This window comes from Micromonospora sp. HB375 (genome assembly GCF_017872985.1).
In the GTDB taxonomy this organism is placed as follows: domain Bacteria; phylum Actinomycetota; class Actinomycetes; order Mycobacteriales; family Micromonosporaceae; genus Micromonospora; species Micromonospora chalcea.
This window is the reverse complement of record NZ_JAGGJO010000001.1, coordinates 6,594,751-6,613,171: the sequence shown is the minus strand read 5'-3', so window position 1 is coordinate 6,613,171 and position 18,421 is coordinate 6,594,751. Positions and strand designations below refer to the sequence as shown.

Here is an 18,421-nt window from a genome sequence, read left to right as displayed (position 1 = left end):
GGCCTCACCCGGTCTCGCCGAGGGGCGCGCCCCGCTTGCGCATGAAGGGCACCGGGTTCTCCGCCCCGTTGCTGGACCGGTCGCCATTGCGGTGCACCTCGAAGTGCAGGTGCGGGCCGGACGAGTTGCCGCTGCTGCCGGAGAGCCCGATGACCTCGCCCGCCGCGACCGACTGACCCGGCACCACGCGGGGTCGCTCGACCATGTGGCAGTAGCGGGTGATGAATCCGCCGGCGTGCAGGATGTCCACGAACCATCCGCATCCGCCCTTGTTCGGCCAGCCGTCCCGGTCGCAGTCCTTCCGCCCGGCGCTGTCGGGATCGCAACGGGCCACCAGCACCCGGCCCGCCGAGGCGGCGTGGATCGGCGTGCCCTTCGAGGCAGCCAGGTCCACGCCGTGGTGGCTGGGACGGGCGGTGGTCCGGAAGCCGGAGACCACGCCGCCGGGCAGCGGCGCGGTCCAGCCGGAGGCGGCGATCCGGTCTCCGGCCGCCGCGTCGCACACGGCCTTGCCGGCGATCTCCACGGTCCGGGCGGCGCCGCCGGCCAGCGCGTCGACGATGCGTCCGGCCAGTTCCTCGTGTTTGGCGTACGCGTCGGGGTAGGCGCTCACCTGGACCTGCTGGGCCACGACGGTGAGCGGGCGCTGCTGCCAGTTCGGCACCTTCTCCATCTTCTGGTAGAACTTGCGGGCCGCGTACGAGGGCGTCATCCGCTGCTCGACGCTGCCCCATCCGGGCCGCTGCTGGAACAGGCCGAGCGAGTCGTGGTCGGCGCCGACCCCTTCGTGCGGCAGCGCCAGCGATGCCGGCACCGTGCTGTTGGCGAGGTTGCGCAGCGCTGATTCCTGCATCGCGGTGGCCAGCGCGATCACCCAGCCGCGCGCGGGGAGCTTCATGTCCTGGCCGACCTTGATGATGACCGCGGCGTTGCGCAGCTGACGCTCGCCGTACTCGGCGAAGCGCGGCATGTCCCCGGTCAGGTTCACCTGGTAGGTCGGGTCGCAGCTCAGGGCGGCGAGCTTCGGGTCGTCCCCGTCGCCGCCCAGTTCGGTGAGGAAGAAGGCTCCGGCGCCGCCAACGCAGCAGAGCAGGGCGAGTGCCGCCGTGACAGCGGTGGCGAGCACGCCGACCCGCAACTTCCGGCGGACCTGTCCGGCGACGGCCGGGCCGGCGGTCACGACCGCTCCCAGTCGACGGCGTCCACCAGCCAGGGGCCGTCCGGCGCGACGAGTTCGAGCCGGAGCGTGCCGTTGTCCAGCGGAACGAGCGCCTCCACGAACGACTCGGTCCGGGGCCGGAGAGTAGGTGCGCCTGTCGTCTTCCGCGCCGGCACTGTCTCCGGGTCGGCGTCTGTCATCTTCTCCGCCAGCGCGGGGGTGGCGAGCGGTCGGAGCCGGGCCTGCCAGGCGTCGCCGGTGCTGCCCGGGCCGCTCAGCCACGCGGTGGTGAACCGCCCGGCGACCTGCTCCGGCGTGGCCTCGCCCGGCCGGGTCTTCGGGGCGACAGCGGTCGGCGGGCTGGCCAGCACGCCGTCGTCACCGGCCTCCGGGTCCGCGGTGCTGATCGGCTGGCTGGGCCGGCTGGTCAGGCCGAGCCCCGAATCGCCGGGCCCGCCGACCAGGCGGGCCGCGCCGATCACACCGAAGACCAGCACGGCGATCACCAGGGCGATGCCGAGCCTCGACCGGAGGACCCGGGTGAAGAGGAACTCCAGCGCGCGCCGCACCGGACTCACCGGGCCTCGGAGCGGATGCGCGGCGCCGGCCGGGCCGGGGCGGTGCCGCGGCCCGCCGAGTCCGGCCGGTAGACGGCGTAGGACGGTACCTCCTCCGGCACGTCCGGCTCGGTCCAGGTCGACGGCGCGCGCCGGGGTCGGGGCGCACCGGCCGGACTCCCGCCCGGCCGTCCGCTCGCGGGCGCCCCCTCCGGCCGTTCCCGTCCGTCCGGTCGCTCCCGTTCGGCCGGTGTGGCGCTGTGCGCCGGATCCTCGTGGCGGGCCTCCGGCCGGAGGCTGCGCTGATCGGCGGTGACGGTACGGCGTCTGCCGATGGTCGGCTCGTTGGTGCCGCCGGGCTCGGCCACGTCCAGCCGGGCGGCGATCCGCATGTCCCGGAAGAACCGGCGGTGCCAGGAGCCGGCCGAGCTGACCGCCTCGCTGCTGTCCTTGCCGCCGAGCTGGGTGATGCGGCGGTACGGCCGCAGGAGCAGCCAGCCGACCACGCCGCAGAGCCAGACCAGGACCACCTGGAGCCAGCCGGGCAGCGTGGCGGTGTTCATGATCAGGTCGACGGCGAAGAGGTAGATGGCCGCGCCGGTGCCGAAGATAGCGATGTTGAAGACGGCGGCGACCACCGCGTTCGCCAGCCGCCGGAGGCCGGCGCTGGCCGGGCGCATCAGGCCGACCGTGCCGAGGATCGGCGCGGCGATCACCGCCCAGCGGAAGATCAGGAAGCCGAGCAGCACCAGCAGCGACGCGGTGAGGTCGAACATGGCGAACAGCACCGAGGCCAGCACCGCGATGAACCCGGCACCGATCCGGTCCATGTCCTTGGTGCCCTTGAGGTACTCGTACGCCTCCGGGTCCTCGGTCTTGATCTGCTCGGCGACCTTCGCCCACTGCTGCTGCTTGGCCTTGATGACAACGTCGCGGGTGGCCGGGTTGGAGCGGATTGACTCCGCCTCATCCCAGGTCAGCGCCTTCGCGTCGTATAGCGCCTGGCCGTACTTCTTGGCGGTCTCGCTGTCCGCCGAGCCGAGCACACCGCGCAGCCAGTTCCGGTAGAGCATCGTCTCGGTCGCCGTGTCGCTGGCGCGCACGGCGGGTGGACGCTTGTCGACGCAGGCGCTCGGGTTCGGCAGCGCGCACTTGTCCGGCGGAACGGTCTTGGCGGACGGGCCGACCGCGTCGTGCACCACGCCCAGTGTGGTGATCAGCGTGCTGTCGGCGATGTTCGCGGACTTGACCGGCCAGGCGGCCAGCGCGGTCACCGCCACCATCACCAGCAGCGCCCAGCCCGCAGTGGTCATCGCGTTGCTCATGTCCGACTGGCGGGACCGCCAGAGCAGGTAGAGGCCGACCACGCAGACCGTGATGATGCCGAAGACGCTGAACACCTTCTGGTAGACGGCCTTCGTGGCCTGCTCCACCAGCGGGTCGGCCCAGCTCCACATGGTGCGCGGATCCCAGGCGCGCTCCCGCAGCGCGTTGGACGCGCCGATCACCGCGTTGGCGAACATGAACTCGCCGTTGGCGACCATCGTGGTGAAGCGGTAGTCCGGATGCAGAACCGAGGAGGCGCAGCCCCCGTCGACGTCGTACGTGTTGTAGCTGTAGCCGGCGTACCCGTAGTCGCTGTAGAGGCCCTTCGGGCCGGGCTCCTTCGCCGAGTCGGGCCGGGACGCGAACCAGCCGGCCAGGCCCGAGTCCGGCGCGGCGGGCACCGGCGCGTTGCGGCACTCGACCTGGTCCTCGCTGACCGCCTTGAGGCGGCCGACGCAGGCGCGGAAGTCGGCCTGCCACTCCTTGGTGCTGCACAACTCGGCCCGCGCCTGGGTGACCGGCGCGGCGGCGTACGCGGGTGTGGCCGCACCGATCACCGGCCAGGAGATCGTGGCCCCGGCGAGTACGCCGAGCGCGAGGAGGAGCGCCGCGATCCGTGCCCTCGCCATGTCACGCCTCCAGGTCAGCCAGGACGGTCGGCAGTATCCCGGCGGCCTGGGCGACCGCGGCGGGGGTGGTGTCCAGGTGCTCCAGCAGCCCGTCGACGTACGACACGTCGACCCGGACCTTCTGCACGCGCCCGTCGACGTCGCGCATGACGAACTCGCGGAAGCCGAGCCGGTTGGCCGATCCGCTGTCCGCCTGGGAGAGCGAGGCGAGTGTGGCCTCGTAACCGTCGTCGACGGGCACCCGCAGCAGGCGCAGCGCCTCGGAGGCGATCTCGCTGTCCTCGGCGATCCGGCCGACGAAGACGGTGGAGACGAGGTTCTGCACGTCGAGGCCGAGGATGTCCTTCGGGTTCTGCGAGGCGACGAGCGCGGCGAGGTTCCACTTGCGGGAGTCGCGGGCGAGCCGGACCAGGAACGACCGGCCGGAGCGCCAGCCCTCCATGAAGTGGGCCTCGTCGAGGCCGACCAGTTTCCGGGAGGACATCGACCCGCCGTAGCAGCGGCGTACGGCCAGCCGGTGCGCGGTGTGCAGCATCGGCAGCGCGAGCGCCTCCTCGGCCGACCAGTACTCCCGCTCGATCTTGAGGTCGGGGAGCCGCAGGCCGGCCATGGTGATGACGGTGAGCGCGGCGTCGGCGCCGAGCAGCCCTTCCGGCGGCCGGCCGAAGAAGAGCATGGCCAGCGGCATCTCGGCGGTGTCGAGCAGCAGGTGGGCCAGCTCGCGCCCGGCGTCGTCGTCGAGCCCCTGGAGGCAGGTCACCACGTCGTCGAGCGTGGAGGTCTCCTCCGCGGGCACCTGGCGTACGGCGTGCCGGAACAGCGTGGCGGTGGACGCCTCCCGGGCCACCTGCGGCGGCACCAGCATCATGCAGATGTCCTGCACGAGCATCCGGCGCTCGGCGCGGGCGTTCGACACGGCGATCTCGAACTCGCGGTCACCGGCCGCCCCGGCGCCGAACTCGGTGCGCAGCGGCGTCGGGATCAGCGCGTACGGCGCCAGCGTGCCCTGCTCCGAGCCGGTCAGGTTGAGCACCCGGGAGTACGGGGCGAGTTCGGGCATGGCGCAGAGCCGGGCCAGCGGGCCGGACGGGTCGAGCAGCGTCACCTGCGCGCCACGGCGCGCTGCCAGGTAGCCGAGCGCGCCGAGCAGCGTCGACTTGCCACCACCGGGTTCGGCGACGAAGACGGCGAGGCCGGAGCGTTCGCGTACCTCCATCGGGAAGTGCAGGTCGAGGAAGACCGGACGGCGGCAGGTGCCGGCGGTACGCCCGATCAGGTCGCCGCGCCGGTCGCCGACTGTGGACGCTGCCTGCGGCAGCGCGGCGGCGAGCAGGTTGACCGGCATCCGCCGGACGTAGCCGGTGTTGGCGATCGGCTCGCCGGGGATGAACTCGCGGGCCAGCCAGTCCTGGTTCTTCGGGTGCTGGAGCGAGATCCGCAGCTCACGGGAGTAGAGCTGGATGAGCCGCCGGGCCCGCTCCAGGCACTCCTCCCGGGTACGGCCGCCGACCGCGATGCGGTGCCAGCCGTGTGCCCGGGCCGAGTCGACGGGCAGGCCGGTGGTCATCTCGTCGCCGATCACCAGCGCGCGCTTGGCCAGGCGTTCCAGCTCGGGCGGCGCGTCGATGCCGTGCTCGGCGTAGTCGAGCTGCTGGGAGCGGATCATCCGCAGCCGGTGTTCGAGGTTCCGGAACGAGTCGTTGGGGCCGAGGATGTCGACCCGGGTGGACAGCTCCATCGGCCAGGGCAGCCGCTCGTGGAAGTGCAGCCAGGGCTCGTGCCGCTCGGGGATCTCCAGCGGCTCCATCCGGCCGACCGCGAGCACCGCGACGTGGCGTTCCTCGCCGGTCATCCGGTTGACCAGCTTCACCGTCGAGCCGTATGGCGTGCGGTAGCGCTCCACCTGCTCGGTGAGGGCCAGCAGGTCGCCGCGTTCCCACCGGCCGTTGGTGATCGGGGACAGGACGCCGGGCGGCGCCATGCACAGCGCCACCGACCGGTAGAGCAGCCATTCCAGTTCGGGCGCGGTGACCCGCCGCCCGCGCATGCCGAACGCGCCGAGGACCTCGTCGAACTGCTCGACGGTACGGCTCAGCCGGCGCCGCTCGCCGTCGGCGGTGCCTCGGCCGAACGTACGCAGGAGGCGTTCGGTGAGCGAGTCGCCGAGCGACCGGCGGGCGAACGTGACGCCGAGGTAGGTCTGGCCCTCGGCGTGGTTGACCGCCATCAGGTGCCGCTGGGCGGCGACCAGGTGGTCGGCCCAGCCGGTGGTGCCCGGTACGTCGGGCAGCGGGGCGGCGGTGTGCGCGTCGATGGTGCGGGCCCACTCGTCGGCCGGGAAGGGCCGGGTGGTGCGGCGCAGGTGCAGCCGGAACCCGGCGAGTCCGGCGTACTGCTCGGAGATCGCCGAGAGCAGTGCCTCGCGTTCGGCGTCGGGCCGGAACGCCCACCGCACCTCGGGCAGCCAGTACCAGGCGGTGACGGTGTTGGGGGTGAAGGTGAGGTGGCCGGCGATCTCGGTGATGGCCAGCTCGACCGACGGGTCCCGGTCACCGAACTTGATCTTCGGGGCGCGGACCCGGACCGGCTTGGTCGGCCGGTTGCGGCGTTCCGGCGTGCGCTGCCGGGGCGGCGCGACCTCGCGGTGCGCCGGACGGCCGACCTCCCGCGACGGCGCGGCGCCGGTCGCGAGCGGTTCCGCCGGCGCGAGATCCGGTTCCCGGTACTCGGCGGGCGCGGGTCCGGGCGCGGCGATCTGCGGGGGCGGTGGGAGTGCCGGCTCCGGCTCGGTCGGGGGCCGGAGCGCGGGCAGCCGGTCACCGGCCTGCTGCGGCACCCGGCTCCGGGACGGCGGGGGCGAGGCGAGCGCGGCCGGCGGGTCGGGCAGGGCCGGCTCGGCCGGCAGCGGTGCGGCGCGTGCGGGCTCGGGACGGGGGCGTCCGACCGCGCGTACCCCAGGGGTCTGCTCGCGGGCCGGGGGTTCCGGCTCGGCCCGCGGCGCGGGCTCGACCGGCGCGGCGTGCTGGTGCGGGATCGGCAGGGGCTCACGGCCGACGCCGCGGCGGGGCGGCGCCACCACCGGCTCGACCGGCGGGGGCGGGGTGGGGGCGGGTCGCCGGACCCGGGGCTGCGCGCCGCCGAAGAGGTCGAGGAAGGGCGAGTCGATGTCGCCGTCGGGGCGTACCGGCTCGCGGGGCGTGATCGGTCGCGGCGGTTGGAAGACACCGACCCGGCTGTGTCCCGGGCTGGTGACGAGCGCGCCGTCCAGGACGACCTCGTCCAGATCCTCGTCCGGTGGGTAGTCGAACGATCGCTGACGGTTACCATTCGGCCCGGCCGGACGCCCGGCCGGGGAACCCGGCGTGGAAGAGCGACTCATGCGACCGCCTCACCCGCGTCGTTCGTCTGCACGGTTGTCGTACGCCCGGTCATGCCAGTTCCTCCCGGATCCTGATCCGGCTCGCGACGAGCCGCGGATCCCGCTGCTCGGTGGCCGGTTCCCGGGTGCGTCGCCAGTCGGTCAGCGCGGTCCGGATCACCATGCGCGCGGGCCGGTCCGGGTCGACGTACCGGAAGATGAACGAGGTCGTCACGATCGCCAGCGAGATCTCCCAGGCGGGGAAGAGCTCGACCTGGAGCGTGAACAGCCAGTGGATGAACATGTAGAGGGGTACGAGCAGCATGAACAGGCCGTACTGGGCGTACGGCAGGTGAACGGGAAGGGTGTACCCGGGCGGCCCCAGGTAGACGAGGCGTGCCCGGTAGATGTCGTCGTCGGTGCGCAGCCGCATCGTCGCCCAGCGTCCTACTCGAAGATCAGGTTGATCAGGTAGTCGCCGACGAAGAAGAGTGTGGCGGCGCCGGCGATGAAGGCCAGGCCGATGATGGCGATGGCCGAGCTGGTCAGCACCTTGGAGATCTCACCCCGGCTGGCCCGGCCGATGAAGATCACCCCGAGGACGGCGAGCAGGATCGGTGCGATCTTGCTGGCGAAGAAGGTGACGACGTTGTCGGTGTCGATGCCCTTCGGAGCCGGCTCGGCGAGTGGAGTCGACGCCAGGGTGTGGAGCGCGTGGTCGACGGCGCTCGACGCCGCTGCCATGAGCTCGATGGCGATCACTGGAAACCTCCCCAAGGTCGCGGCCGGCGGTGCCGCGTTGGTGCAAGTAGGCAAGCCTGGCGGGATGGTGCTCGGCGGACACGGAAGTGGTCAACGCTGTGTCCGTGACCCACCACGCTGGGTGGTGAGTTTTGGGCGGATTCTTCCCGCTTCGGCCCTCCCTCCAGGCTTCGCCATCTCGATGCTGGGCAATTCCAAAGCGTACGGCCCGGCCACCTTTGCGACAAGCCGCGAAGAGTCGACCGTGAATCGCCCGGAAGACCGATCGTACACCTGTTCCAATCCGCATGTCAGGGCTGCTGCGTCGGCGGCTCGCCCGGTCGCCGGAAGCCCCGCCCGCGAGCGGTACTGTCGGCTCCGTGACCGATCTGGTACGGGCGGAGACCCCGGTGGTGATGGGCGTCCTCAACGTCACGCCCGACTCCTTCTCCGACGGCGGCAGATACGCCGATCTGGACGCGGCAGTCGCACACGGGGTGCGACTTCGCGCCGACGGCGCCGACCTGATCGACGTGGGCGGCGAGTCCACCCGGCCCGGCGCCGAGCGGGTCGACGCGGAGACGGAGACCGCCCGGGTGCTGCCGGTGGTCCGTGAGCTGAGCGCCGCCGGCATCGTCGTCAGCATCGACACCAGCCGGGCCCGGGTCGCCGAGGCGGTCCTCGCCGCCGGCGCGTACCTGGTGAACGACGTCTCCGGCGGCCTCGCCGACCCGGACATGGCCCGGGTGGTCCGCGACGCCGGCTGTCCGTGGGTGCTCATGCACTGGCGGGGGCACTCGCGGGAGATGCGCGAGCTGGCCACGTACACCGACGTGGTGACCGAGGTCCGGGACGAGCTGAGCCGGCGGGTCGACGCCGCGCTCGCCGCCGGGGTGGCCGCCGACCGGATCGTCGTCGACCCGGGTCTGGGCTTCGCGAAGACCGCCGCGCACAACTGGGCACTCAGCGCCCGCCTGCCCGAGCTGGTCGACCTGGGCTTTCCGGTGCTCTTCGGGGCCAGCCGCAAGTCCTACCTGGGCCGGTTGCTCGCCGACGCGGCGGGCGAGCCGCGGCCCACCGCCGGGCGGGAGGCCGCGACCGTCGCGACGAGCGTGCTCGCCGTCGCGGCCGGCGCCTGGGGGGTACGCGTGCACGACGTCCGCGGCACCGCCGACGCGCTCGCCGTCTGGCAGGCCACCGGCAGCCCCCGTCTCGCCACCGCGACCGGCAGGCGGCCCGCGACCGCGCCGCCGGCCGAAGCGGTCACCCGCAGCCGTCAGGCGGAAGCGACCACCGGCGCGAGTGGAGGCGACAGGTGACCGACCGGATCGAGCTGACCGGCCTGCGCGCGCACGGCCGGCACGGCGTCTACGACTTCGAGCGCGCCCAGGGGCAGGAGTTCGTGGTCGACGCGGTGCTCGAACTGGACCTGGGCCCGGCCGCCCGCTCCGACGAGGTGACCGACACCGTGCACTACGGGGAACTCGCCGAACGGCTGGTCGCGGTGATCACCGGCGAACCGGTGAACCTCATCGAGACACTCGCCGACCGGCTGCTCGCGGTCTGCCTGGCCGAGCCGCTGGTCGCCGCGGCGACGGTGACCGTGCACAAGCCGGAGGCACCGATCCCGCACGCGTTCCGGGACGTCGCCGTCACGATGAGGCGTACCCGGTGACCCGGGCCGTGCTGTCGATCGGCAGCAACCTGGGCGACCGCCTCGGCCACCTGCGCGGCGCGGTGGCCGCGCTCGGCGACCGGGTCCTGCTGGTCTCCGGTGTCTACGAGACTCCACCGTGGGGGGACGCGGACCAGCCCGCGTACCTGAACGCGGTGGTGATGGTCGCGGACCCGGCGGCGACGCCGGAGGACTGGCTGGCCCGCGCCCGGGCCGCGGAGGCGGCGGCCGGGCGGGCCCGCGACCCGGAGCGGCGGTACGGGCCGCGCACGCTCGACGTGGACGTGATCGCGGTCTGGGACGACGGCGGCCAGCCGGTGCTCCGCGACGACCCCGAGCTGACGGTGCCGCATCCCCGGGCCCACCTGCGCGCGTTCGTGCTGCGCCCGTGGATCGACGTCGAGCCGCACGGCCGGCTGCCCGGGCACGGCTGGCTGACCGATCTGCTCAACGCCGAGCCGCTGGCCGGTGACGCCCTGGAACTGAGCCCACGACCCGATCTGACGCTAGAGTCGGACACATGACCCGCAGGAGCGTGGCCCGGCAGTGGCGAGCTGAGGAGACGCGGTGAGCACCGACCGCTCCCCGCAGGGGCCCGACCGCTTCCGGATGGGGCCGACCCGGGCCTCCACGCTCGTGGTGGCCGGCCTGGCCGCCGCCGCGGTGGCCTGGCTGCTGATCAGCGGCTTCTACTACGACTTCGCGCCCGACCTGCCCTGGCTGCCGGTGATCACGCTGGCCGGCCTGGCCGTGCTGGAGGGCTACGCGGCGGTGAACACCCGCAGCCGGATCGAGCGGCGGCCCGGCCGCGAGCCGGTGAACCCACTGCTGGTCGCCCGGTTCGTGGTGCTGGCCAAGGCGTCCGCGCTGGCCGGTGCCATCTTCGCCGGCTTCTACGCCGGCCTGACCGGCTGGCTCTTCGTGGAACGGACCAATGCCGCCCAGGGCGACCGGCCCGCCGCGCTCGGCGGTCTGATCGCGTCGCTCGCGCTCGTCGCCGCCGCGCTCTGGCTGGAACGCTCCTGCCGGGTGCCGGAGCAGGAGGACGACGAGGACCGCGAGCCGGGCGACCGCGAGACGCCGCGCGGGCGTCTCTGATCCGGGGTTCCCCACACCCCGGCCCGGCGGTACCGTCCCTGGCGACCGGAGAGCGACGGCCGCCACGGTCCGCCCGCCCGTGGGCCGGACGCGGCCACCTGGGAGGCGCGGGTCTATGGCGTACGACGACGCGGGTCGGACAGCGCCGCCGGAGACATCGTCCGGCGTGCCCGCCGCCGTACTGGAGCACGTCTTCGACGACCCGGCGCACGGCGAGCCCGGCCGGGACCGCATCGCGGTGCACGTGCTCTGGGAGTTCGTGCTGCTCGCCGCGCTGGTCGCGGTGACCTGGCTGCTCTGGCGGGAGAACGCGGACGCGCTGCGCGGCGGCTCCCTGAAGACGCTGCTCGTCGACGTGGCCGCGCTCGGCCTGCTCACCCTGGCCGCCGGCCTGAGCCTGCGGGCCGGCGCGGTGAACCTGGCGGTCGGCCCGGTCGCGCTGGCCGCCGCGCTGCACTTCGCCGAGCAGGGCGACCGCGGCATGCGGGAGGCGCTGCTGCCGGCGCTCGCGGTGGCGGCGGCGGCCGGGCTGGCGCTCGCGCTGGCCGTGGTGGTGCTGCACGTGCCCGGCTGGGCGGCGAGCCTGGCCGGGGCGGCCGGCGTGATCGTCTATCTGGAGCGCCGGAGCGTGCCGGTCGCGGTGCAGAGTGACTACGACCCGCGCCGCAACGCGCTGTACCTCTTCGTGGGCTTCGCCGCGGTGGCCGTCCTCGGTGGCCTGTTCGCCGCGATGATGCCGGTGCGCCGGCTGATCGGCCGGTTCCGGCCGGTCGCCGACCCGGCCCGGCGGCGCGGCGCGGTGGCCGCCACGGTGACCGCGCTGGCGCTGGTCGCGTCCACCGTGCTGGCGGCGCTCGGCGGCGTGCTGATCGCCGCGAACGGGGACGGCGCCGTCGCGCCCGGCACCGGCCTGGACTGGACCGTGCTGGCGGTCGGAACGGTGATGCTCGGCGGCACCAGCGCGTACGGCCGTCGCGGCGGCATCTTCGGCACCCTGCTCGCGGTATGCCTGGTGGTGGTGTTCCTGGCCTGGACCGTGCCGCAGGGCTGGTCGGTCGGCCGGTGGGCGCTGGGCGGCGCCACGCTCGGCGCGGGGCTGCTCGTCACCCGGCTGGTGGAGACGTTCGGCCGGCCCCGCCCGGCGCCGCCGGCGACTGTGGGACCGGTTCCGGTCCGCCCGCTGCGGGACGGCGCGACGAGCGGCGGTTGGGGGATGACCCCGGCGCCCGAGCCGGCCGACACCTGGCCGTCGGTGCTGCCGGTACGCCAGAACGACACCCCGGTGGAGGCGTGGGAGGCCCCGCGCTGGGAGAGCGAGCCCCGGCGCTGGGACGCCGACGAACGCTGACCCGACCGTGGCCGTGCGTCCGGCGCGCCGGAGCTGATCTCGCCGGTTAGGCTCGGCGGCATGAGCGAGACTCCTGCCCCCGGCGGCCGCACCTTCGACGAGCTCGACAAGCTCTCCACCGAGGAGTTGCGCGAGCAGGCGTTCAACCTGGCCCGCGAGCGTCGCGACGTGGGCTTCTTCTGGTCGGTCCTGCGGCACCTGCCCAACGCCGACGAGGCCGCCGCGCTGGACGGCGCGCCGAACTCGATCGGCCCGACCATCGACGAGGCGAACGCGCTCTGGCGCGAGCTGACCGGGCACGGCTACGAGGAGTCCGCGCCGTTGCTGCGCGCCGCCTTCATCGACTACCTGATGAAGCACTGACGTCGATGACGACCCGCCGGCCGGCGACGGCCGGACGGTTGCGCAGGTTTGCCCGGCGCGACCGGCCGGGAACTGACCGTCGCATGGCTCTGAGCAACCGCCCCCGCGCCGTCTCCCGGTACGGCACGGCCGCCGGCACCGGCACCCTCGCCGCGTTCCTGCTGGTCGCCGTCGGCGGCAGTCCGATGTACGTGGACTGGGCGCAGCGCGCCACCGACCCGACCGGGGCGGGCGGCTGGTTCCTGCGGCTGCTGGCCTGGCCGTCCTGGCGGTGGCACGCCGACGAGGGCGTGTTCGCCACCAACCTGCGCGCGATCCTGCTGATCGTGCTGGCCGCTGCGCTGCTCTACCTGCTGCCCGGCCCGCAGGTCGACCGGGTGGCGTCCTCGGGCAGCCAGTTCCTCTCCGGCTGGGGCGCGTACGTGCTCGCCGCCGGGCTCAGCGCCCTGCTCGCCACGCTCCTCGGCCCGCACGGCTCGCTGTTCGCCGCGTTCCAGTCCGCCAGCACCGGCGTCACGTACGGCTTCTTCGCCGGCTGGATCGTCGGGCTGGCCAGCCTGGGCGGCCGGGCCTGAGCTCAGTCCACAGCGCCCAGCGCCAGCACCCGGGTACGGGCGAGCAGGCCCACCGCCCGGCCCTCCTCGGTCACCACGGCGTGCTCCGCGCCGGAGGTGAGCAGCGCGCCGAGCGCGTCGTACGCCGAGTCGCCGAGCGCCACAGTGGGCAGGCCGGCGCCCCCGTCGGCCGGGAGCGGGTCGAGGACGGCGCGGGTCACCGGGGTCACGGCGAGGCGCCGGATGCCCCGGTCGGCGCCGACGAACTCGCGGACGAAGTCCGAGGCGGGTGACCCGAGCAGCGCGGCGGGCGTGTCGTACTGCTCCAGCCGGCCGCCCTCGGAGAGCACCGCGATCCGGTCGCCGAGCCGGACCGCCTCGTCGAGGTCGTGCGTGACCAGCACGATCGTCTTGCGTACCTCGGCCTGCAGGCGCAGGAACTCCTCCTGCAGGCGGGTCCGGACGATCGGGTCCACGGCGGAGAACGGCTCGTCCATCAGCAGCACCACCGGGTCGGCGGCGAGCGCCCGGGCCACCCCGACCCGCTGCCGCTGCCCGCCGGACAGCTCGTGCGGGTACCGCCGGCCGAACTGGGCCGGGTCGAGGCCGACCAGCTCCAGCAACTCGCCGACGCGGGCGCGGGTGCGCTGCTTCGGCCAGCCCAGCAGTCCCGGCACTGTCGCCACGTTCGCCGCGACGGTCTGGTGCGGGAAGAGGCCGACGTTCTGGATGACGTACCCGATGCGGCGGCGCAGCGCCACCGGGTCGACCCGGGTGACGTCGTCGTCGCCGAGCAGGATCCGCCCGCCGGTCGGCTCGATCAGCCGGTTGATCATCCGTAGCACCGTCGACTTGCCGCAGCCGGACGGGCCGATCAGGACCACCAGCTCACCGGCGCCGACCTGCAGGCTCAGCTCGCGTACCGCCTCGGTGCCGTCCGGGTAGCGCTTGCGGATGCGTTCCAGCGTGATCGACGCCGCGCCGTGTCCGGCAGCGTCCCCCGGGGTACCGTCCACCTGTGTCCCTCCACCTGAGCTACCGGGCCGACCCGGGTAATCCGTGGTTCTCCTGGCAGTACGTGCGGGACAACTCTGACACGATCCTGGCCGCGCTGCGTGAGCACACCTGGCTGACCGCCCGGGCCGTGGTGATCGCCGCGCTGGTGGCGCTGCCGCTCGCGGTGCTCGCGTACTGGTTCCGGTCGTTGTCGGCCTCCATCCTTGCGCTGACCGGGGTGCTCTACACCGTCCCGTCGCTGGCGCTGTTCGCCTTCCTCGCGCCCTACCTGGGCATCGGTGCGATCACCGTGCTCACCGTGGTGGCGCTGTACGCGCTGCTGGTCATCGTGCGCAACGCGCTGGCCGGGCTGAACCAGGTGCCGCCGGAGGTGCGGGAGGCCGCCGAGGGCATGGGGTACGGCCGGTGGGGGCGGCTGTTCCGGATCGAGCTGCCGCTGGCGCTGCCCGGCATCCTCACCGGCGTACGGCTGGCGACGGTGTCGACTGTCGCGCTGGTCACGGTGGGGGTGGTGGTCGGCCGGGGCGGGCTCGGCCAGCTCATCTTCGCCGGCTTCCAGAACAACTTCTACAAGGCACAGATCATGACCGGCACGGTGCTGTGCGTGCTGCTGGCGCTGGTGCTGGACCTGGTGCTGGCCGGCGTGGGCCGCCTGCTCACCCCGTGGCTGCGCGGGAGGTCCGCCCGGTGAACCCCGTCGAGCAGGCGGTCGTCTGGCTGAACGACCCGCTGAACTGGACCAATCCCGGCGGCGTGCTGGACCGCCTCGGCGAGCACCTGAGCATGTCCGCCCTGGCGGTGCTGCTCGGATGCCTGGTGGCCTGGCCGATCGGCCTCTGGCTCGGGCACAGCGGCCGGGGCGGCGGGCTGGTGCTGCTGGTCTCCAACGTCACGCTGGCGATCCCGACCCTGGCCCTGCTGACCATCCTCCCGCTGACCTTCCTCGGCTTCGGCCGGCCGGCGGTGGTGGTGGCGCTCGCGGTCTTCGCGGTGCCGCCGCTGCTGGCGAACGCGTACACCGGGGTGCGGCAGGCCGACCCGGAGGCGCGGGACGCGGCACATGGGATGGGGCTGTCCGGCGGGCAGGTGCTGCGCCGGGTGGAGCTGCCGCTTGCCGTGCCCTACCTGGCGGCCGGTTTCCGTACCGCGGCCGTGCAGGTGGTGGCCACCGCCGCGCTGGCCTCGTTCGTCAACGGCGGCGGGCTGGGCCAGATCATCCGGGCCGGCTTCGGGCTCGACATCGCCGCCGGCGGCGGCCAGATCATCGCCGGCGGGGTGCTGGTCGCCGGGCTGGCGCTGCTCGTCGAGGGGCTGCTCGCGATCGTGGAGCGGCTCGTCACGCCGCGTCCGCTGCGCCCGGTCCGCCGCCGGGCGAACCGCCGCGCGACGGCTGCGACGGCCGGAAGTTGAGCCGCCGGTGACGATCGGGTGACGAAAACCGCTCCGAGTTTGTCGGTCGGGTCCGGAGGATATTGGCTGGAGTCGCGGGTGGCCGTCCGGTTCGCCCGTCGGACACGCGGCCGGCCCGACGGGTCGCGCCGGGACACGGAAGGCGGGCACTCATGCGTGCGCGTACACGACTGGTCGCGGGGGCGTTCGGCGCACTCACCGCGGCCGCTCTCCTCACCGGCTGCGGCGACGCCGGCTCGTCCGGCACCGACGCGCCCGAGCAGGGCGCCTCGGGGGCCGGCTGTGCCCCGGTGGCGGGCGACCAGCTCGTCGTCCTGACCGACGACAAGAAGCTCCAGAACACCGACAACGTCATTCCCGCGATCAACGCGAAGGCGGCCACGCCGCAGCTCGTCGCCGCGCTGGACAAGGTCTCCGCGAAGCTCGACACCCCGAAGCTGATCCAGCTCAACCGGGCGGTCGACGTCGACCGCAAGACGCCCCAGGCGGCGGCGAAGGAGTTCGCGTCCGCCAACGGCGTGACCGACGGGATCGAGAAGGGCCCGGGCGGCCAGATCACCGTCGGCGCCGGCAACTTCAGCGAGAGCCAGACCATCGCCGAGCTCTACAAGATCGCGCTGGAGGCGGCGGGCTACCAGGTCAAGGTGCAGACGATCGGCAACCGGGAGCTGTACGGCCCGGCTCTGGAGAAGGGGCAGATCCAGGTCGTCCCGGAGTACGCCGCCACCATGGCGGAGTTCCTCAACACCAAGGCCAACGGCAAGGACGCCCAGCCCGTCTCCTCACCGGAGCTGGACAAGACGGTCGCCGCGCTGAAGACCGAGGGCGACAAGGCCGGCCTGGTCTTCGGCCAGCCGTCCCAGGCGCAGGACCAGAACGCGTTCGCGGTGACCAAGGCGTTCGCCGACAAGTACGGCGTGTCCACGCTCTCCGAGCTGGCCGCGAAGTGCTCCGGGCAGGCCACCGTGCTCGCCGGTCCGCCGGAGTGCCCGCAGCGGCCGAAGTGCCAGGCCGGTCTGGTCGAGGTCTACGACTTCAAGGCGGGCTCGTTCAGTTCGCTGGACGCGGGCGGCCCGCAGACCAAGAACGCGCTGAAGACCGGCGCCGCGAGCGTCGGCCTGGTCTTCTCCTCCGACGCCGCGCTGGCCACGAGCTGACGCGCCGCGGTCGGCCGGCGCCACGCGCGCCGGCCGGCCGCGCACCCCGGGCGGTTGCCTGCTCAGCAGGCCCGCACATCGAGTCACGCCGACCCGTTCCCCTCAGGTGGAACTCTCGGTACTGTGCTCAGCCATGCCCGCCTCGGTCGCTCCTGCCGACAAGCGCAACCCCACCCCGCTGACAGTCCTGTTCTGGGCCGGTGTGGGGTTGGCGCCGCTGGCCGCGCTCATCCTGCTGATCGCCGACGGCAACGGCTCGCTCCGGTTCGGCGCGGTCCTGGCGATCCTCGCTGTCGTGCTGATCGGCCTGTCCATCGCGCTGCGGCCGGAGGGCGGTTCGGACGGCGCGGCGTCCGAGGAGTTGCGCAAGGAGCTGGAGCAGGTGCGGCGGGAGCTGCGGGCCGAGATAGTGGCCGCCGCTCAACGCGGCAACCAGGCGCTGGACCAGGCACGCCGGGCGGAGGAGGCGGCCGGGGCGGTGCGGCATCGGCTCGACGCGGCGGCCGCCGGGCTGGCCTCCGCGCCCGCCCAGGATCGCCCGAGCGGCGCGGCCCGGGTGCCGGCCGCCGGGGCGTACGAGGCGGATCGGGGCCACCCGGCCGGTCGCGACGAGGACGAACCGGCTCGTCCGGCGTACTCCGGTGGCCGCTACGGCGGCGAGCCCGACGGCGAACCGCCGCGGGCGGGTCGCCACGACGCCGAGCCGGCGCGGGCGGCGGTACGCCCGCCGGACCGGCCCGGGAGCGGCGTGTACGGGTCGGCGCGCGTGTCCGAACCGGCCGCCCGGCCGGAGTCCCGCCCGGTGGGCGTGGTCCACCACACCGAGACCGTGCACGTCACCACCCGGCACACCATCGTCGGCGGTGGCGCCGAGCCGACCGGCTCCCGGTACGGCGGATTCCCCGGCGGTTGGTCGGACGAGGACCGCTCCCGGGGCGGCGACCCGGCCGATCACCGGGGCGCGGGGCAGCGTGAGCGGGGCCGCGAGGACCGGGCCGACGCGGGATGGACCGGCACGGACGACAGCGGCTGGGGTGCTCCGGCGGGTGGCGAGCGCTCCGGGTACGGCCGCCGGGTCGGGAGTGCGCGGGACGACGGCTTCGGGCCGGGTGACGGGCACTCGCATGCCGACGCCGGACGCGTGGGCACCGAGCATCCGTGGGCGGGCGTCGGCGGGGAGCAGGGCTGGTCCGTGGGTGGCCGTTGGTCGGACGACCAGGGCCGGGCTGCGGCCCAGGAGCAGCGACAGTGGTCGGGCGACGACCGGGCCGGCTGGGCGCCGGGCGGCGCGGCCGACGTTCCGGCCTGGCCACCGGCCGCGCGGCACAGCGAACCCGCCGCGCGGCACAGCGAACCGGCCGTCCGGCACAGCGAACCGGGCGCGTCCGGGGCCCTGGACGCGCGGGAAGGCCGGGACCGGGCGGACGGCGATCACTGGTCCGAGCTGCGTGCGAGTAACCGCTGGGCGGCGGTCCGCGACGACGACGCGGGCCGGGAGATCCGCCTCGGGGAGCGACGGGCCGCGATGCACGCCGACAGCGCCGGCACGGAGTACCGGATCGAGGACCGATGGGCGTCGGTGCGCGGCGGCAGGGCGGACGCGGGTGGGCCGGGTGACGGCCACCCGGCGTTGCCGGCCGGCGGGGTGCCGGTGCCGGACGAGTGGCGGCCGCCGACCCAGCGCAGCGGCCAGCCGGAGTGGCGCCAGCCGCCCCCGGAGTGGCGTCAGCCCGAATCGGCGCGCCGCGAGCCCGAGCCCGAGCCGCAGTGGCGTCAGCCGGAACCGCAGTGGCGTCCGCCGGAGCCGGAGTGGCGTCCGGCCGATTCGCAGCGCCGCGAGCCCGAGCCGGAGTGGCGTCAACCCGAACCGGAGTGGCGCCAGGGCGAGTCGCAGTGGCGTCCGGCCGAGCCGGAGTGGCGTCAGCCGGAACCGCAGTGGCGTCAGCCGGAACCGGAATGGCGAGGCTCGGAGCGCGGCGCCCACGGCCAGCAGCGGGACACCGCCGACCGCTGGCGCTGAGCGCCCACG

18 protein-coding genes are annotated in these 18,421 nt (G+C 74.1%); 11 read left to right on the top strand and 7 right to left on the bottom strand.

Annotated elements, in window-relative coordinates; translation table 11 throughout:
* Positions 1 to 4: 4 nt before the first annotated feature.
* The 6 genes from J3R08_RS29500 to J3R08_RS29475 are packed head-to-tail and all read right to left on the bottom strand — an operon-like array spanning position 5 to position 7,791.
* A complete protein-coding gene (locus tag J3R08_RS29500; RefSeq protein ID WP_113973586.1) occupies positions 5 to 1,180 on the bottom strand; it encodes a M23 family metallopeptidase in 1,176 nt (391 codons plus the stop codon).
* The gene (locus J3R08_RS29495) at positions 1,177 to 1,737 is read right to left on the bottom strand and encodes a hypothetical protein (protein ID WP_113973585.1); all 561 of its coding nucleotides are present in this window, start codon (positions 1,735 to 1,737) and stop codon (positions 1,177 to 1,179) included. Before J3R08_RS29495 ends, J3R08_RS29500 begins: the two co-directional genes overlap by 4 nt.
* Positions 1,734 to 3,671, bottom strand: a complete 1,938-nt coding sequence (locus tag J3R08_RS29490; RefSeq protein ID WP_113973584.1) for an MFS transporter — start codon at positions 3,669 to 3,671, stop codon at positions 1,734 to 1,736. Before J3R08_RS29490 ends, J3R08_RS29495 begins: the two co-directional genes overlap by 4 nt.
* Position 3,672: 1 nt before the next feature.
* The gene (locus J3R08_RS29485; RefSeq protein ID WP_064446783.1) at positions 3,673 to 7,050 is read right to left on the bottom strand and encodes an ATP-binding protein; all 3,378 of its coding nucleotides are present in this window, start codon (positions 7,048 to 7,050) and stop codon (positions 3,673 to 3,675) included.
* 49 nt (positions 7,051 to 7,099) lie between these two features.
* On the bottom strand, positions 7,100 to 7,462 hold the full coding sequence (locus tag J3R08_RS29480) for a hypothetical protein (protein ID WP_013288977.1): 363 nt from the start codon (positions 7,460 to 7,462) through the stop codon (positions 7,100 to 7,102).
* A gap of 14 nt (positions 7,463 to 7,476) precedes the next feature.
* Positions 7,477 to 7,791, bottom strand: coding sequence for a hypothetical protein (locus J3R08_RS29475; protein ID WP_043327895.1), 315 nt, complete (start codon positions 7,789 to 7,791; stop codon positions 7,477 to 7,479).
* Positions 7,792 to 8,150: 359 nt separating this feature from the next.
* On the opposite strand from J3R08_RS29475, the gene folP reads away from it, so the two are divergent.
* From folP to J3R08_RS29440, 7 genes are all read left to right on the top strand, one after another.
* Positions 8,151 to 9,089 (top strand): dihydropteroate synthase, encoded by a 939-nt coding sequence (gene folP, locus J3R08_RS29470; RefSeq protein WP_280841888.1) that lies wholly within the window; start codon positions 8,151 to 8,153, stop codon positions 9,087 to 9,089.
* Positions 9,086 to 9,445: a dihydroneopterin aldolase gene (folB, locus tag J3R08_RS29465; RefSeq protein WP_043327897.1), complete on the top strand. Its 360-nt coding sequence runs from the start codon at positions 9,086 to 9,088 to the stop codon at positions 9,443 to 9,445. The genes folP and folB overlap by 4 nt, the downstream gene beginning before the upstream one ends.
* The gene (gene folK, locus J3R08_RS29460) at positions 9,442 to 9,969 is read left to right on the top strand and encodes a 2-amino-4-hydroxy-6-hydroxymethyldihydropteridine diphosphokinase (protein ID WP_064446781.1); all 528 of its coding nucleotides are present in this window, start codon (positions 9,442 to 9,444) and stop codon (positions 9,967 to 9,969) included. Before folB ends, folK begins: the two co-directional genes overlap by 4 nt.
* 85 nt (positions 9,970 to 10,054) lie before the next feature.
* The gene (locus J3R08_RS29455; RefSeq protein WP_104114026.1) at positions 10,055 to 10,543 is read left to right on the top strand and encodes a DUF3180 domain-containing protein; all 489 of its coding nucleotides are present in this window, start codon (positions 10,055 to 10,057) and stop codon (positions 10,541 to 10,543) included.
* A gap of 115 nt (positions 10,544 to 10,658) precedes the next feature.
* Positions 10,659 to 11,891, top strand: coding sequence for an ABC transporter permease (locus J3R08_RS29450; RefSeq protein ID WP_043327900.1), 1,233 nt, complete (start codon positions 10,659 to 10,661; stop codon positions 11,889 to 11,891).
* A 60-nt stretch (positions 11,892 to 11,951) separates the two neighbouring features.
* The gene (locus J3R08_RS29445; protein WP_030502043.1) at positions 11,952 to 12,254 is read left to right on the top strand and encodes a hypothetical protein; all 303 of its coding nucleotides are present in this window, start codon (positions 11,952 to 11,954) and stop codon (positions 12,252 to 12,254) included.
* Positions 12,255 to 12,337: 83 nt separating this feature from the next.
* Positions 12,338 to 12,829 carry a hypothetical protein gene (locus tag J3R08_RS29440; protein WP_064446780.1) on the top strand — a complete coding sequence of 164 codons (492 nt, stop codon included), beginning with the start codon at positions 12,338 to 12,340 and terminating at the stop codon, positions 12,827 to 12,829.
* A 2-nt stretch (positions 12,830 to 12,831) separates the two neighbouring features.
* On the opposite strand, the gene J3R08_RS29435 is transcribed toward J3R08_RS29440, so the two are convergent.
* Positions 12,832 to 13,824 carry an ABC transporter ATP-binding protein gene (locus tag J3R08_RS29435; protein ID WP_043327902.1) on the bottom strand — a complete coding sequence of 331 codons (993 nt, stop codon included), beginning with the start codon at positions 13,822 to 13,824 and terminating at the stop codon, positions 12,832 to 12,834.
* Positions 13,825 to 13,826: 2 nt separating this feature from the next.
* Between J3R08_RS29435 and J3R08_RS29430 the strand changes: the two genes are divergently transcribed.
* The 4 genes from J3R08_RS29430 to J3R08_RS29415 all read left to right on the top strand — a co-directional run bounded on the left by J3R08_RS29430 (position 13,827) and on the right by J3R08_RS29415 (position 18,412).
* The gene (locus J3R08_RS29430) at positions 13,827 to 14,516 is read left to right on the top strand and encodes an ABC transporter permease (protein ID WP_043327903.1); all 690 of its coding nucleotides are present in this window, start codon (positions 13,827 to 13,829) and stop codon (positions 14,514 to 14,516) included.
* The gene (locus J3R08_RS29425) at positions 14,513 to 15,235 is read left to right on the top strand and encodes an ABC transporter permease (RefSeq protein WP_051611574.1); all 723 of its coding nucleotides are present in this window, start codon (positions 14,513 to 14,515) and stop codon (positions 15,233 to 15,235) included. Before J3R08_RS29430 ends, J3R08_RS29425 begins: the two co-directional genes overlap by 4 nt.
* Positions 15,236 to 15,387: 152 nt before the next feature.
* The gene (locus J3R08_RS29420) at positions 15,388 to 16,392 is read left to right on the top strand and encodes a glycine betaine ABC transporter substrate-binding protein (RefSeq protein WP_043327905.1); all 1,005 of its coding nucleotides are present in this window, start codon (positions 15,388 to 15,390) and stop codon (positions 16,390 to 16,392) included.
* A 133-nt stretch (positions 16,393 to 16,525) separates the two neighbouring features.
* Positions 16,526 to 18,412: a hypothetical protein gene (locus tag J3R08_RS29415; protein ID WP_209963558.1), complete on the top strand. Its 1,887-nt coding sequence runs from the start codon at positions 16,526 to 16,528 to the stop codon at positions 18,410 to 18,412.
* Positions 18,413 to 18,421 lie beyond the last annotated feature (9 nt).

Excerpts from the sequence above, each read along its gene's own strand:
- J3R08_RS29440 (WP_064446780.1), top strand. The coding sequence starts at position 12,338 with ATGGCTCTGAGCAACCGCCCCCGCGCCGTCTCCCGGTACGGCACGGCC.
- J3R08_RS29420 (WP_043327905.1), top strand. The coding sequence starts at position 15,388 with ATGCGTGCGCGTACACGACTGGTCGCGGGGGCGTTCGGCGCACTCACC.
- J3R08_RS29485 (WP_064446783.1), bottom strand. The coding sequence starts at position 7,050 with ATGAGTCGCTCTTCCACGCCGGGTTCCCCGGCCGGGCGTCCGGCCGGG.
- J3R08_RS29480 (WP_013288977.1), bottom strand. The coding sequence starts at position 7,462 with ATGCGGCTGCGCACCGACGACGACATCTACCGGGCACGCCTCGTCTAC.
- J3R08_RS29445 (WP_030502043.1), top strand. The coding sequence starts at position 11,952 with ATGAGCGAGACTCCTGCCCCCGGCGGCCGCACCTTCGACGAGCTCGAC.
- J3R08_RS29415 (WP_209963558.1), top strand. The coding sequence starts at position 16,526 with ATGCCCGCCTCGGTCGCTCCTGCCGACAAGCGCAACCCCACCCCGCTG.
- J3R08_RS29490 (WP_113973584.1), bottom strand. The coding sequence starts at position 3,671 with ATGGCGAGGGCACGGATCGCGGCGCTCCTCCTCGCGCTCGGCGTACTC.
- J3R08_RS29450 (WP_043327900.1), top strand. The coding sequence starts at position 10,659 with ATGGCGTACGACGACGCGGGTCGGACAGCGCCGCCGGAGACATCGTCC.
- J3R08_RS29455 (WP_104114026.1), top strand. The coding sequence starts at position 10,055 with ATGGGGCCGACCCGGGCCTCCACGCTCGTGGTGGCCGGCCTGGCCGCC.